This window comes from Rhodococcus (subgen. Prescottella) equi, from assembly GCF_003013675.1.
GTDB classification, from domain to species: Bacteria; Actinomycetota; Actinomycetes; order Mycobacteriales; family Mycobacteriaceae; genus Prescottella; species Prescottella equi.
The window spans coordinates 4,962,640-4,975,943 of sequence record NZ_CP027793.1; the positions used below are offsets into that span (position 1 = coordinate 4,962,640).

Consider the following 13,304-nt stretch of genomic DNA (forward strand, 5'->3'; position numbering starts at 1 on the left):
CATTCATCGAACATCTGCACGGTGCCGCTCCCACCTTCCACGCAGTTGCGAACTCAAGCAGCACACAGACGCTCAGGAAGCTCACACGCTGGGGCCCGATCGCCCCTTCCGAACCCCTTCAGCAGCCGTGATCGAAAAGAAACTAACCCATGCGAGTCCGATTCGGATGGCTTTTGACCGAAACATTCCAGCGGTCCACTTTGCACACCATAACCGCAGGACAGAGGGCTCGTTCCGGGCCGCCCGATGACGCAGCGGCCTTGACCCGGAAACGGCAGGCCCAAATTGCACTGGAGTTCAATTCATTGGAGTTCAACAAGGAAGTGGTCGACTTCGGAAAGAGTGCACTGCAGACAAATTCAAAGTGCAAGGCGTCGCACTCGGCATACAAACTGCACACTCGACAGGGCCTCCGTCGGCACAGATTGTCCACTCTGGACATCCGAACAGGCCGATGTTGCCTCCCCCGAGCGCCTCGGGGTGTGATCGACCCGTACCTGTCACGGGAGGTCCGTTCATGACCGTCGACCAGTCACTGACCCGCCACGATGACGCCGTCCTGCGCCAACTACTCGGGCTCGTCGAACACGACCCGTCCGCCGATCCGTTCCCGGTTGTCGGGTGGGACGCCATCGTGTGGGTGGTGGGCAACGCGACGCAGGCCGCCGCCTACTACCGAGCGGTGTTCGGGATGGAGCTCGAGGCGTACTCGGGTCCCGAGAGCGGCAACCGCGATCACCGCGCCTTCGTATTACGCAGCGGTGCCGTCAGATTCGTGCTCACCGGCGGCGTCGACCCGTCCAGCCCCCTGCACGACCACCACTTCCGGCACGGCGACGGCGTCTACGACGTCTCGCTCGAGGTCACCGACGTCGACCGCTGCATCGCGCACGCCCGCAGCCAGGGCGCGCGGATCCTCGTCGAACCGCACGACATCTCCGACGAGCACGGCACCGTCCGCACCGCGAGCATTGCCGCCTACGGCGAGACCCGGCACACCCTGGTCGACCGCTCCCGTTACTCGGGGCCGTACCTGCCCGGCTATGTCGCGCGCACCGCCGCCACGAGTGCTGTGCCGCAGGTGATCCAGGCGCTCGACCACGTCGTCGGGAACGTCGAACTCGGCAGGATGAACGAGTGGGTGGAGTTCTACCACCGCGTCATGGGGTTCACCGATCTGGCCGAATTCGTGGGCGACGACATCGCCACCGAGTACTCGGCGCTGATGAGCAAGGTCGTCGCGAACGGCAACCACCGCATCAAGATTCCGCTCAACGAGCCCGCGGTGGGACGCAAGCGGTCGCAGATCGACGAGTTCCTCGAGTTCTATCGCGGCCCCGGATCGCAGCACCTGGCGCTCGCGACGTCGGACATCCTGGGCGCCGTGGACCGGCTGTCGGCGGCGGGCGTCGAGTTCCTGCCGACACCGGCGTCGTACTACGACGATCCGGCGCTGCGGGCACGGATCGGCGAGGTACGTGTCCCGATCGGGGAACTCCAGCGCCGCGGGATCCTCGTCGACCGCGACGAGGACGGGTATCTGCTGCAGATCTTCACCAAACCCATCGGCGACCGTCCGACGGTGTTCTTCGAACTCATAGAGCGGCACGGCTCGCTCGGGTTCGGCAAGGGCAATTTCCAGGCCCTGTTCCTCGCGATCGAACGTGAGCAGGAGCGGCGCGGCAACCTGTAGGCGCTTCGCGCCCGTGCGCCTTTTTGGTAGCTGGGCCCACCAGAAAGGCGCACGGGTGGCGCAGCCGCCTAGATCGACGTAATGCCCAGATCCAGCGACATCTGCGAACCGGTGACGGTGCGCGAGCGGTCGCTGGCCAGGTACAGCACGACCTCGGAGACGTCGTCGACGCTGCACTTGCTGAGCCCGGCGAGCGGCCACTTGTAGTTGTCGATGTAGCGCGGGTACTGCGCCAGGATCTTGCCGACGTTGGCGTCCTGGCCCATCGGGGTGTCCACCGCGCCCGGGTGGATGGAGTTGACGCGGATACCGAACTCGCCCAACTCGATCGCCGCAGTCTTCGTCAGACCCACCAGGCCGTGCTTGGCGGACGTGTAGTTCGACGTCCCGGGGCTGGCCTTGATGCCGGCCGCCGAGCTGACGACGATGATCGAGCCGCCGCGACCGCCGTCGATCATCGCGGGAACCGCAGCCTTCAGGGTGCGCCACACGCCGTTGAGGTTGATGTCGATCATCGTGGTCCACTGCTCCTCGGGCATCTCCCAGAAGCGGTTCCACGTCGAGATGCCGGCGTTCGCGACCACGATGTCGAGACGGCCGAATCGCGCAACACCGGCGTCGACGGCGGCCTGCAGGTCGGACTGGTCGCGGACGTCGCCGATCGCGGTGACGATCTCGCGGCCCTCGGCGCGCACGAGGCGGGCGGTCTCCTCGAGATCCTCGGGCGTGGCCGCCGGGTAGCCGACGTCGTCGGACACGGACGCGCAGATGTCGAGCGCGATGATGTCCGCGCCTTCCTGTGCGAAGCGCACCGCGTGGTTGCGCCCCTGTCCGCGTGCCGCGCCTGTGATGAAGGCAACCTTGTTCTCGAGCAGTGCCATGCGAATCCCTCCGGATCCCTCGTCGTGCAGTATCTCCGCAGATTAAGGCAGTGATTGAGCCTCGTTCGGGGCGCTTTCCGGTGACCGGGACCACAACCGATTCGACCCCCGATCCGGCGGGTGGTCGAGGCACCCCGAAACGTCGTGTAGGCTGAACATACCGACGCGGGGTGGAGCAGCTCGGTAGCTCGCTGGGCTCATAACCCAGAGGTCGCAGGTTCAAATCCTGTCCCCGCTACAAATGAAAGACCCGGTATCGCACCAGCGATACCGGGTCTTTTCTTTTGTCCACGACGCCGCCGCCGGCGTCACACCGGTTTTCGGAACAACACACACGAAATGCACGCCGAATCGGTGTGTGTTGCCGACAGAAAGGGTGTGGCGCCGCGGCCTCGGCGCGCCGGCACTCCACCGCCCGACCCGAGACGATTCCGGGCAACCCGAAGCTGCCCCTCCCCCGGTACCCCTGTCGGCGGCTAGATTGCTTCTATGGCCGACCGCGATCGGGACACCCTCGGTAAGCCGCGCAACGCCCGGCCCCGGGATCGTCTGGGGCGCCCGCTCGAGTGGGGCGAGGAAGGGTTTCCGACGATGCCCGACGACCTGGACCTCGATCCCGGCGAGGCGATCACCGAGGCGCAGCGCCTGCTCGATCACGACCTGCCGTTCCACGCGCACGAGGTGCTCGAGTCCGCCTGGAAGAAGGCGCCGCACGAGGAGCGCGGACTGTGGCAGGGCCTGGCCCAGCTCGCGGTGGCGGTAACCCATCAGATGCGCGGCAACCCGGCCGGCGCCGTCTCCCTGCTCAGGCAGGGCCGACACCGCATCGTCCCGTTCGAGGACGACCCGCCGCACGCGCTCGACATCACCGGCCTGGTCGCGTGGGCCGATCACCTCATCGTCGAACTCGATCGAGACACGCAACCCGACACGATCCCGGTTCCCCGACTCCGGATGCCCTGATGACTCATCCTGGTCAAATGACCGTTCTGCCGATGTTCCCCCTCGGCGCCGCACTGCTGCCCGGGGAACGGCTCCCGCTGCACGTGTTCGAGCCCCGGTTCCAGGCGCTCGTCCGCGACTGTCTCACTGCCACCGAGGGTCCCGTCTTCGGCACTGTGCTCATCGCGCGTGGCCACGAGGTGGGCGGTGGTGACGTCCGCAACGACGTCGGCACCGCGGTGCGGATCGTCTCCCACGTCGGCATCGGCGACGGACGGTACGCGTTGGACTGCGTCGGCGAGGAGCGCATCCGGATCGTGCGATGGCTCGGCGACGACCCGTATCCGCGCGCCGAGATCGAGCCATGGCCGGTGGAGGCGTCGAGTCGCGTGTCGGACGACCAACTCCAGCACCTCACCGACAAGATCACCGAGCTGTACATCCTGCTGACCCGGATCCGGGAGTTGCGCGACGATCCGCCGCCAGCCCCTCCGCGCCTGTTCGACGTGCTCGAGCGGCCCGGCGACCACCTGTACGCGCTCGCCTCCTGGGTACCGATGGGGGCAGCGGACAAGTACGCGGTGCTGTCCGCCCAGACCGCCGACGACCGGCACCGGGCGCTGACGGACGCGATCGACAACGCCCGCGAGATCGCCGAGTTCCGACTCTCGGGGCGGCGGTGACCGGAGTGGACCGTCGGATGCACTAGCGTCCGACCTCCGGGGAATTCAGGGGAGGAAACACATGATCCACGTTCGACACAAGGCCGTTGCCGTCGTTCCCGTCGATCTGGCGTTCGCGCACATCGACGACTATCGGAACGTGCCCGACTGGATGTTCGGCATCAGCCGATTCGTCCCGATCGGCGACCTCGACCAAGGTCTGGGCGCCACGTACGACGCGACGATGCAGCTCGGCCCCAAGGCGCTGAAGTCGACGGTCGAGGTCACCGAGTGGGAGCGGGATCGGCTCATCACGTTGTCCTCGGTCTCCGGATTCGGCAACCGGTCCAGTTGGATGTTCACCCCGGTCGGCGACGACCGCACCGAGTTGTCCGTCGACTTCGGCTACGAACTGCCGGGCGGGCTGGCCGGCAAGGCCCTGGGCAGGCTGATCGAGCCGTTCGTCACCACCGCGATCAAGCAGACCGAGACGAATCTGCGCAAGCAGATCGAGTCGCTGGGCCTGTAGATCAGGCGGAGTGCCGGCCGCGGTAACCCAGTGCGCGGCGGGCGAAGTCGAGGCTGAACGCGATCGTCATGGTGGCCTCCGTCAGCACTGTGCCCATCACCGGGTAGGCGTGGATCTGGCCACTCCACACGTGCGTCTCGACGGCCTGTCCGACGTCCTCGAGCATCCCCGTCATCGCCTCCACGTCGGGGCGCATCAGCTCGTACTGGGCGACGCTGAAGAACACCGGCGGGTACACCCGCGGATCGGCCTCGATGGGCGAATCGGCCCCGGCGATCGGTTCCGGACCGCCGGCCCACCGGTCCTTGAGCGCCTCGACCTGGCTCATCGGCAGGTAGGCGTCGCGACGCATGTAGTCGGGGTCGTGCTTCTCGAGCGCCAGGTTGAGCAGCGGCGAGTACCCGATCACGGCGGCGGGGGTCACCATGCCGCGGGTCGCGGCCAGTTCGGCCACCTTCATCGCCAGGTAGCCACCCGCCGAGTCGCCCGCGAGGATGATCTTCGTGGGATCCTCGGCTCTGCCGAGCAGATCGGTGTACGCGGCCATCGCGTCGTGGATGGACGTGCCGATCCCGCCGTACGGCAGCTGCCGATACTCGACGGAGATCACCGGGACGCCTGCTCGGGCCGCGAGTACCGCACAGAGGCTGCGATGAGTTGCCAAGCCGCAGAAGACGAATCCGCCGCCGTGGAAGTACAGGACGGTCGCACCCGCGAGCGAGTCGGCAGCCTTCCGGTGATGGCTGATCAGTTCACTCGGCACCCCGCCGAGCGTCATCGGCTCGATCGTGACGCCCTTGGGCTTGGGTAACCGGTCGACGACCTTCTCCAGGTGCCCGAGAGCCGCGATGCCCCGGTCGGTGGTGGGCCACGCCGCGAAGAGCGGTTTGACGAAGATGCGCGCGATCCAGAACACCAGCCACGCCCGCCAGCTCACCTTCCAGTGCCGGATGATCGTCGTCTCGCGCGTACGCATCGTGCCCCCAGTCGTCGTCCCCGCGGGTGGTCAGGTCCACCCCGCCCGCCACCCTAGAGTCCGGCGCCGGAACCCGCACGGACATCAGACCTGCAGCAGCGGGATCAGGAGTTCGTCGTCGGTGAGTGCACCGTGCTGGCCCGCCAGCATCGACATCCGCGGCTCGGCCTCGCTGCGGACCACGGCAGTGGCGCCGTGCGCGATCATCACGACGTCACCCACCCGGCGCAGCGCGGCCGGGGTCGGGTTCGGCCCCAGCAGCCCGGCGGCGGCGACGTCGTCGCGGGTACCCACCCAGGCCCGCGAGCCGAGCAGCTCCCGCCACCGGCTCAGGACGCCCGCGGCACGCCCGGGTTCGGTGTGCACGTACCGGCAGCGGGCTTCGCCGGTGAGGGCGACCACCCCGCTCGACAGCGCGGGTTCCTTGTCGAAGTCGACGCGGTGCGACGGGTCGACCGGCACCATGCCGTGGTCGGCGGTCACCAGCAGGTTGACGTCGGGACCCAGGTGCGCGACGAGGTCCTCGACGAACCGGTCGACGATCGTCAGCTGCGCCACCCACGGGTCGCTGCCGGGTCCGTACACGTGGCCGAGGGTGTCGATCTGACTCAGGTAGCAGTAGACCAGGGTCCGCTCTCCCGCCGTCGCGGCGTGCACCGTCGAGTGCAACAGGTCGCCGTACGCGACGGTGCCGACGAAGCGGCCGCCGCGCAGGGCGGCACGGGTGAGTCCGCTGCCGGCGAACTCGCGGGGCAGAACTGTCGTCGCGATCACGTCGGCTGCCGTCGCGCGCTCGAAAACTGTGGGGGACGGCTGGATCCGCTCCGGCATCACCTGCGCGAGCAGGTCGCGGTGGTCGCCGACCCGCTGCCAGCGCAGCCAGTTGAACGGTCCACCCGCCTCCGCGACGTCCGAGACGTAACCGGTGATGCCGTGCCGGCCCGACGGCAGTCCGGTGCCGAACGACGCCAGGCTCGTCGCGGTGGTGGTGGGGAATCCGGCCCGGATCGGTCGCCCCTCGATGCCGTTGAGGAACGGAGCGGCATCGAGGTTGCGGCGCAGTAGATTCCAGCCGAGACCGTCGATCAGCAGAACCACGGTCCGATCGGACTCGGGTATGTCCAGCCGGTTCGCCTCGCCGGGCGCGCCCAGCGAGGACAGCGCCGACGGTAGGACGTCGGCGAGCGTGGGCTCGGCGTACACGTCGCGCAGAGGTAGGTCGTTCGCCACCGGCACTCGCTATCGTCTCGAAGATCGGGTTCGCTTCGTACCCCTCCGACTCTAGGCGGATCATCCGTGGGTCGAGGTACGAAAATTTCGACCCAAATCGCTCATGCCAGGCGATTTCCCCCGCTACTGTCCGTGAGATGGTGCAGGCGTTGAGCTTTGAATCGACGGTGCCGCGACGGTTCGTACATCGTCAATCCGTGTCCGAGGTCTACCTGACGGACGGTATCCCCGTCGGGGAGGCCGGCCGGTTTCGGCTGGGCGCCCAATGGCCGCGACAACACGCCTTCTACCGAACGTGCACCGACCGCTACGACACGATGCTGCTCGGCGAGACCGTTCGCCAGTGCGCCATCTATCTCGGACACATGCACTACGCCGTACCCCTGGGGCACCTCTTCACGATGCAGACGATGCGCATCGAGGCACACCTCGACCGGTTGACCATCGGGTCGTCGGCGGCGGGGGTCGTCATGAACGCCCAGGTCACCGAGCACGCGCGGCGGGGCAGTCGCTTGTCGGCGTTCAGTGTCGACGTGGACTTCCTCGTCGACGACACGCCGGCGGGACACGGCATGGCCGTTGCCGGTGTCCTCACCCCGGACGACTACGCCCGCATCCGGTGGAGCAGTGACCGGGCCCCGACGGTGGGGCGCATCCCGCAGCCGCTTCCCGTGCTGCAGTCCGCCGTATGTGTTCCCGACGACCGCGCGGTCGTGCTCGGTGTCCATCCGTCGGGCGACATCGGTCGCTGGCTGCTGCGGGTGGATCCGACGCATCCGGTGCTGTTCGACCATCCCTCCGACCACGTTCCGGGCGTGGTGGTGCTCGAGGCGGCCCGCCAGAGCGCGCGCCTACGGCTCGGATGGTCGTGCGCCGATGTGGAATCGCTCGAACTGCGGTTCCGTCGGTTCCTGGAGTTGGACGAACCGACAACGGTGACCACCGAACTCCGGCCCGGAGAGGACGGCTGTGTCGACGTCGAGTTCTCGCAGTGGGGCGAGATCAAGGCGTCGGGCACCATCCGCCTGGCGGTGCCTCTGCCGACCGTCGAACCGGCTCACGCGTTCGTCGGGCTCCACCGGGTATGAACGTACCGGTCGATCTTGTGACGCCGGCGGGGTGCGACCACCGAGGCCAGCACGAACGACACCATCTGATCGAGTCGCGCATCGAGATCCGCGCGGCCCGTGAGCACGTTCGACACCATCTGGACGCCGGTGAAAGCCGAGACGAAGTACCGCGCGAGTTCCGCGGAATCGACGGTGTCGGCGATGTCGCCCTCTTCGATCGCGGCCTGGAACACCTCACGAAGACCGTCGATCCAGTCCAGGTACGGCGCCGTCGGTCCGGCCGCCGCGCTCATCTCCAACGTCAGGCGGATACCGGCCCGCACCACGGGGTCCTCGACGATCTGCCGCCCCATCTCGTACGCGAGCATCACCAACTGCTCGAGCGCCGGAGCCTCGGTCGCGCGGATCGCGGCCACCGCGTTCATCGAGATCGCATGCTGTTCCTCGATGATCGCGACGGCCAGATCGTCCTTCGATTTGAAGTGGAAGTACAACGCGCCCTTGGTGAAGCCCGTCAGTTCGACGATCTCGGTGAGGCTGGCTCGTTCGTAACCGGTCTCGTCGAACCGAGTGGCTGCGGCCCAGATGATCTCGTTCCTCGTCTCGAAAGCCCTCTCCTGCTTGAGCACTGTGCCGATCCCCTCTCGCTTCGCCTCCCCATCGGACACACCACTGCTGCGCTCGCCGCTCCCTCCGGCGCCGCCCAGTGATGCCACGCGACGAAACGGGCGGACACCGTCCCCACATCGCCCTGGTCGGTGCGTCCGGTTTCATCGGCGGTGCCACTCTACGGGCACTTGCCGCGTCTGACGGCGAAGTCACCGCAGCAGTGCGGCGAATGCCGGAGTCACCGATCCCAGGTGTCCGATATGTCCTGTCCGACATAGGCGTTCCGTCCACTTTGCACTCAGCGCTCGACGGTGTCGACGCCATCGTCCACGCCGCGAGCTACACCGGTCCGGACGAGACCCTGTGCCGGCGAATCAACTACGAGGGCACCCGGAATCTGCTCGCGGCAGCCGAGGCCCGGTCGATCGATGTCGTCGTCACCCTCAGCACCATCGGCGTCTACGGAGCGGGTCCGTTTCGGGACGTCGTCGAGGACACCCGCGAGCCGAATCCGGTCACCGTGCTCAGTGCCACCCGAGCGGCAGCCGACCGGATGGTCCGCGCCCAGGGCGGCATCGTCGTCCGACCCGGATTCGTCCAAGGCGAGGGCGATCGCTGGTTCCTTCCGGGGCTTCGACACATCCTCGCCCGCATGGGGGCCTGGATCGACGACGGCGCCGCACTCCTCTCGGTCATCTCCGTCGACGAACTCGGCGAACTGATCGCCCGTCTCGCTCTCACCAGCTCGGACGCCGACCGGGGCGCACTGTTCCATGCCGCGTCACCGGAACCGATGTCGGTGTTCGACATTGCGACTCGAACGGCCACCGACGGCCTACCCACCACCAGTTGTTCGTTCCCGACGGCGCTCGCCGGCGCCGGTGCGGCAGGCCTCACCGATCGGCACGTCGACCTCGTCGGGCGCGACCACACGATCGACGGGACGAAACTGCGGCGGCGTTGCGAGCGACCCACCCTTCGGGCCACCTCGGAGTTGCCGATTCGCCCACGCGACACCACCCGCAGTGCCAACCTGAAGCCATGAGTCCCCGGAACGCCCCAGTACGAGGTGATCACTGATGGCCCGACCCGTCCGCGTCGTCGTTCTCGGCTCCGGATCCTGGGGCACCACGGTCGCCAAACTCGCGGCCCACAACACGCCCACGTTGCTGTGGTCGCGTAACCCCGAGACGGCCGACGAGATCAACACCGAACACCGCAATTCGCGTTACCTCGGCGAGCACGAGCTGCCGGAGAGCCTGCGGGCGACGTCCGACATTCTCGAGGCCGCGAACGAGGCCGACGTGCTGGTGGTGGGGGTGCCGTCGCACGCGATCCGCAGCACGCTGAACCTGATCTCCAACGAGGTGCGCGCGTGGGTGCCGGTGCTCTCGCTCGCGAAAGGCCTCGAACCGGGTACCCGGCAGCGGCCCACCGAGGTGATCTCCGAGTGCCTGCCCGGTCACCCCGTCGGGCTCCTCGCCGGCCCCAACATCGCCCGCGAGATCGCCGACGGGCTGGCCGCCGCGTCGGTGGTCGCCACACAGGACGAGGACGTCGCCACGGCGCTGCAACCGTTGTTCGCGTCCAAGGTGTTTCGCGTCTACCGCAACACCGACGTCCTCGGCTGCGAGCTGGGCGGCGTCCTGAAGAACATCGTGGCGATCGCGTCGGGCATGGCCGACGGTCTGGGCGTCGGCGACAACACCCGCGCGATGGTTCTGGCCCGCGGGCTCGCCGAGATGACCCGACTCGGGGAGGCGATGGGCGCCAACCCGCGCACCTTCGCCGGACTCACCGGCGTCGGCGATCTCATCGCCACGTGCATGAGCCCGGCGTCGCGCAACCGGCGTGTCGGCGAAGCCATCGCCCGCGGGCTCACCGTCGACGAGGCCGTGGAGAAGCTGGGGCAGGTGGCGGAGGGCGTCAAGACCGCGCCGACGGTGATGGAACTGGCCCGCGACTACCACGTCGAGATGCCGATCGCCGCCGAGGTGGAGGCCGTCGTCGCCGGACGCAAGACCCCCGAGGACGCCTACCGTGGCCTGCGGAAAGTCCAGCCGGGCGGCGAGGACGAGGTGGCCTGACCCGCTCGACCGATTTGTCTTGAACACTGTTCAAGTTGCACACTGCTGACGTCAGGCGGTGAGGGAGGCGCTGCGCGGAGACCTCACGGATGGGAAGCAGCGTGTCGGAGTCGGTTCGTCACACCCGGGTGCTGATCGTGGGCGCGGGATTCGCCGGACTCGGCATGGCCCTGCAACTCACGCGCCGCGGCCGACGCGACTTCCTGATCCTGGAGCAGGCCGACGCCGTGGGCGGCACGTGGCGGCAGAACACCTACCCGGGCTGCGAGTGCGACATCCCGTCGGTGCTGTACTCGTATTCGTTTGCCCCCAAGACGGATTGGACGTCGTCGCACGCCGGGCAACCGGAGATCCTGGACTACCTCATTGAGCTGACCGAGCGCCACGGACTGCGCGACCGTCTGCAGTTCGGTACCGAGGTCGCCGGGGCGCAGTGGGACGAGACCGGCTGCCGCTGGCATGTTTTCGACAAGAGCGGACGTGAGTTCGTGGCACAGTACCTGGTGGTCGCGTCGGGCGCTCTCAACGTGCCGCGCATCCCACGCATTCCCGGCGCCGAGACGTTCGCGGGCGCGAGCATGCACTCGGCGGCGTGGCGCAACGACGTCGACCTCACCGGCAAGCGGGTGGCGCTGATCGGCACCGGCGCCAGCGGGATCCAGCTGGCGCCGCACCTCGCCGAACGGGCGGCCGAACTCACCGTCTTCCAACGCACCCCGGCCTGGATCCTGCCGCGCCGGAGGTTCCGTACGGCGGTCGCGGCGAGCCGACGGAGCACGCTGGCGCGCAATCTGTTTCGCGCGGCCACCTACTGGGGCGGCGAGGCGCTCGGTGTCGGCCTCGGCCGTCCCCGACTACTCGAGCACACCCAGAACCGCGCCCTCGCACACCTGCGCAAGCAGGTGCACAACGCGGTGCTGCGCGACGCCCTCACCCCCGACTACCGCATCGGCTGCAAGCGGATACTGCGCTCCAACGACTTCTATCCCACGCTGGCCCGCCCGAACACCACCCTCGTCACCGACCCGATCACCGCGATCCACCCGAGCGGCATCGAGACCGCCGACGGCACCCGCCACGACGTCGACGTCATCGTGTACGCCACCGGGTTCCGCGTCGCCGGCGCGCTGAACCGCATGAACCTGGTCGGCCGCGGCGGCGTCAGCCTGCTCGAACGCTGGCAGCAGGACGGCGTCCGCACCCACCTGGGCGTCACGATGTCCGGGATGCCCAACGCGTTCTTCCTGTCCGGGCCCAACACCGGCCTGGGCCACAACTCGGTGATCGTGATGATCGAGGCGCAGATCGCGCACGCACTCGACGCGATGCGCCTGGCCGAGGAGAGCGGCGCGGGCACCGTCGAGGTCCGCGCCGCCGCCCAGGACGCGTTCGATTCGTCTCTGCGGGAACGGCTCTCGCGCGGCGTGTGGAGCACCGGTGGCTGCGCCAGCTGGTACCTCGACGCCCGCGGGTCCAATCACGCGCTGTGGCCGGGGACGTCCTGGGACTACCGGCGGCGCACCCGCGTCGTCGATCCCGCCGACTACCAGCTGCTCCGTGCCGAATCGCATCGCGGCCTGACGACGCCGAAAAACGGCTGGACGCGCTCCGACGCCCGTTGCTAGCGTGTGCGCGACCGTGACTTCACACCAGGAGGTGAGACCCATGTACGCAACGAACATGTGGGTGCTCCCACTCGTGTGCACGGTCGGGCGATTGACGTAGGTGTCGCCGGGAGCGCCGAAATTCAAGGCACTCCCGAAAGGCCACACCATGCACTTCACTTCCGAGACATCGTCGAACGGTGTCGTCGAACGCACTTTCACACTGGACGAGATCACCGGCGCGCTCTGGTCGCCCCGATCCGGGGCCGGCGGCGGGCCACTGCTGCTGTCGGGTCATTCCGGCGGCATGCACAAGCGAGCGCCGGGACTGGTGGCCGGCGCACTGCACAGCGTCGCCGCCCACGGGTTCACCGTCGCCGCCATCGACGCACCCGGGCACGGCGACCGCCCGCGAAGCGCCGAGGATCAACGGCGGGTGGACGCGATCCATCGGGCCCGGGCGGCGGGCGAACCCCTCGCCCCGATCGTCGTCGAGCACAACATGTCGGTGGCGGAGCGCGCGGTACCCGAATGGCAGGCGACGTTGGACGCGCTGCAGGCGCTGCCCGAGATCGGTGCCGAAGCGCAAATCGGCTACGGCGGAATGACGTTGGGCGTCACGACAGGACTGTTGCTCGCGGCAGCCGACCGCCGGATCGCCGCACTCAGCATTGGTGCGGTGTTCGTGAACGATGCCCTGATCGAGGTGGCCCGACGGATCACCGCGCCGGTCGAGTACCGGATTCCGTGGGACGACGACGAGATCGACCGCGCGTCCGGGCTCGCACTGTTCGACGCGTTCGCCTCCACCGAGAAGACCCTGCACGCCCACCCGGGCCGGTACTTCCAGGTGCCCGAGCACGAGCGCGACAGTTCGGCCCGCTTCTTCGGCCGCCACCTCGGCCGAACCACCGGCGAGGTTCCGGACTGACCGAGGCGGTATCGGCGTCCACCCACCGGGCGCCGATACCGCCACCGCACACGCCGTTGCATGCACGAATGCACATCTTCGCCTTTGACA

General features: G+C 68.1%; 13 protein-coding genes and 1 tRNA gene. 10 read left to right on the forward strand and 4 right to left on the reverse strand.

Annotation, left to right across the window (positions count from 1 at the left end; translation table 11 throughout):
* Positions 1 to 517: 517 nt before the first annotated feature.
* Entirely contained in the window at positions 518 to 1,693 is a 1,176-nt protein-coding gene (gene hppD, locus C7H75_RS22995) for a 4-hydroxyphenylpyruvate dioxygenase (protein ID WP_106851880.1), read from the forward strand.
* Between the two features lie 68 nt (positions 1,694 to 1,761).
* On the opposite strand, the gene C7H75_RS23000 is transcribed toward hppD, so the two are convergent.
* Entirely contained in the window at positions 1,762 to 2,574 is an 813-nt protein-coding gene (locus C7H75_RS23000) for a mycofactocin-coupled SDR family oxidoreductase (protein WP_106851881.1), read from the reverse strand.
* Positions 2,575 to 2,738: 164 nt separating this feature from the next.
* Here C7H75_RS23000 and C7H75_RS23005 point away from each other — a divergent pair.
* The 4 genes from C7H75_RS23005 (at position 2,739) to C7H75_RS23020 (ending at position 4,707) form a co-directional block, all read left to right on the forward strand.
* Positions 2,739 to 2,812: transfer RNA gene (locus tag C7H75_RS23005), tRNA-Met, on the forward strand.
* Positions 2,813 to 3,063: 251 nt separating this feature from the next.
* Positions 3,064 to 3,537, forward strand: a complete 474-nt coding sequence (locus C7H75_RS23010) for a DUF309 domain-containing protein (RefSeq protein ID WP_022598400.1) — start codon at positions 3,064 to 3,066, stop codon at positions 3,535 to 3,537.
* Positions 3,538 to 3,554: 17 nt separating this feature from the next.
* Complete coding sequence (locus C7H75_RS23015) at positions 3,555 to 4,199, forward strand: LON peptidase substrate-binding domain-containing protein (protein WP_005517000.1); 645 nt, start codon at positions 3,555 to 3,557, stop codon at positions 4,197 to 4,199.
* Between the two features lie 61 nt (positions 4,200 to 4,260).
* Positions 4,261 to 4,707 (forward strand): SRPBCC family protein, encoded by a 447-nt coding sequence (locus C7H75_RS23020; protein ID WP_013417509.1) that lies wholly within the window; start codon positions 4,261 to 4,263, stop codon positions 4,705 to 4,707.
* Between the two features lies 1 nt (position 4,708).
* Here the strand turns inward: C7H75_RS23020 and C7H75_RS23025 are convergent, their stop codons facing one another.
* Positions 4,709 to 5,683, reverse strand: a complete 975-nt coding sequence (locus C7H75_RS23025) for an alpha/beta hydrolase (protein ID WP_022598403.1) — start codon at positions 5,681 to 5,683, stop codon at positions 4,709 to 4,711.
* 84 nt (positions 5,684 to 5,767) lie between these two features.
* Complete coding sequence (locus tag C7H75_RS23030) at positions 5,768 to 6,919, reverse strand: alkaline phosphatase family protein (RefSeq protein ID WP_084867225.1); 1,152 nt, start codon at positions 6,917 to 6,919, stop codon at positions 5,768 to 5,770.
* Positions 6,920 to 7,050: 131 nt separating this feature from the next.
* Here C7H75_RS23030 and C7H75_RS23035 point away from each other — a divergent pair, with 131 nt between their 5' ends.
* Entirely contained in the window at positions 7,051 to 8,001 is a 951-nt protein-coding gene (locus C7H75_RS23035) for a ScbA/BarX family gamma-butyrolactone biosynthesis protein (protein WP_106851882.1), read from the forward strand.
* Here C7H75_RS23035 and C7H75_RS23040 read toward each other — a convergent pair.
* Entirely contained in the window at positions 7,971 to 8,612 is a 642-nt protein-coding gene (locus tag C7H75_RS23040; RefSeq protein WP_013417512.1) for a ScbR family autoregulator-binding transcription factor, read from the reverse strand. The two genes, C7H75_RS23035 and C7H75_RS23040, sit on opposite strands and share 31 nt — an antisense overlap.
* A gap of 80 nt (positions 8,613 to 8,692) precedes the next feature.
* On the opposite strand from C7H75_RS23040, the gene C7H75_RS23045 reads away from it, so the two are divergent.
* The 4 genes from C7H75_RS23045 to C7H75_RS23060 all read left to right on the forward strand — a co-directional run bounded on the left by C7H75_RS23045 (position 8,693) and on the right by C7H75_RS23060 (position 13,214).
* Positions 8,693 to 9,637 (forward strand): NAD-dependent epimerase/dehydratase family protein, encoded by a 945-nt coding sequence (locus C7H75_RS23045; protein ID WP_049910668.1) that lies wholly within the window; start codon positions 8,693 to 8,695, stop codon positions 9,635 to 9,637.
* A gap of 34 nt (positions 9,638 to 9,671) precedes the next feature.
* Entirely contained in the window at positions 9,672 to 10,679 is a 1,008-nt protein-coding gene (locus C7H75_RS23050; RefSeq protein WP_013417514.1) for an NAD(P)H-dependent glycerol-3-phosphate dehydrogenase, read from the forward strand.
* 89 nt (positions 10,680 to 10,768) lie between these two features.
* A complete protein-coding gene (locus C7H75_RS23055) occupies positions 10,769 to 12,304 on the forward strand; it encodes a flavin-containing monooxygenase (RefSeq protein ID WP_106851883.1) in 1,536 nt (511 codons plus the stop codon).
* A gap of 148 nt (positions 12,305 to 12,452) precedes the next feature.
* On the forward strand, positions 12,453 to 13,214 hold the full coding sequence (locus C7H75_RS23060; protein ID WP_106851884.1) for a dienelactone hydrolase family protein: 762 nt from the start codon (positions 12,453 to 12,455) through the stop codon (positions 13,212 to 13,214).
* Positions 13,215 to 13,304: the final 90 nt, after the last annotated feature.

Coding starts and splice junctions, on each gene's coding strand:
- C7H75_RS23060 (WP_106851884.1), top strand. CDS start 12,453: ATGCACTTCACTTCCGAGACATCGTCGAACGGTGTCGTCGAACGCACT.
- C7H75_RS23050 (WP_013417514.1), top strand. CDS start 9,672: ATGGCCCGACCCGTCCGCGTCGTCGTTCTCGGCTCCGGATCCTGGGGC.
- hppD (WP_106851880.1), top strand. CDS start 518: ATGACCGTCGACCAGTCACTGACCCGCCACGATGACGCCGTCCTGCGC.
- C7H75_RS23000 (WP_106851881.1), bottom strand. CDS start 2,574: ATGGCACTGCTCGAGAACAAGGTTGCCTTCATCACAGGCGCGGCACGC.
- C7H75_RS23025 (WP_022598403.1), bottom strand. CDS start 5,683: ATGCGTACGCGCGAGACGACGATCATCCGGCACTGGAAGGTGAGCTGG.
- C7H75_RS23015 (WP_005517000.1), top strand. CDS start 3,555: ATGACCGTTCTGCCGATGTTCCCCCTCGGCGCCGCACTGCTGCCCGGG.
- C7H75_RS23045 (WP_049910668.1), top strand. CDS start 8,693: ATGCCACGCGACGAAACGGGCGGACACCGTCCCCACATCGCCCTGGTC.
- C7H75_RS23035 (WP_106851882.1), top strand. CDS start 7,051: ATGGTGCAGGCGTTGAGCTTTGAATCGACGGTGCCGCGACGGTTCGTA.
- C7H75_RS23010 (WP_022598400.1), top strand. CDS start 3,064: ATGGCCGACCGCGATCGGGACACCCTCGGTAAGCCGCGCAACGCCCGG.
- C7H75_RS23020 (WP_013417509.1), top strand. CDS start 4,261: ATGATCCACGTTCGACACAAGGCCGTTGCCGTCGTTCCCGTCGATCTG.
- C7H75_RS23055 (WP_106851883.1), top strand. CDS start 10,769: ATGGGAAGCAGCGTGTCGGAGTCGGTTCGTCACACCCGGGTGCTGATC.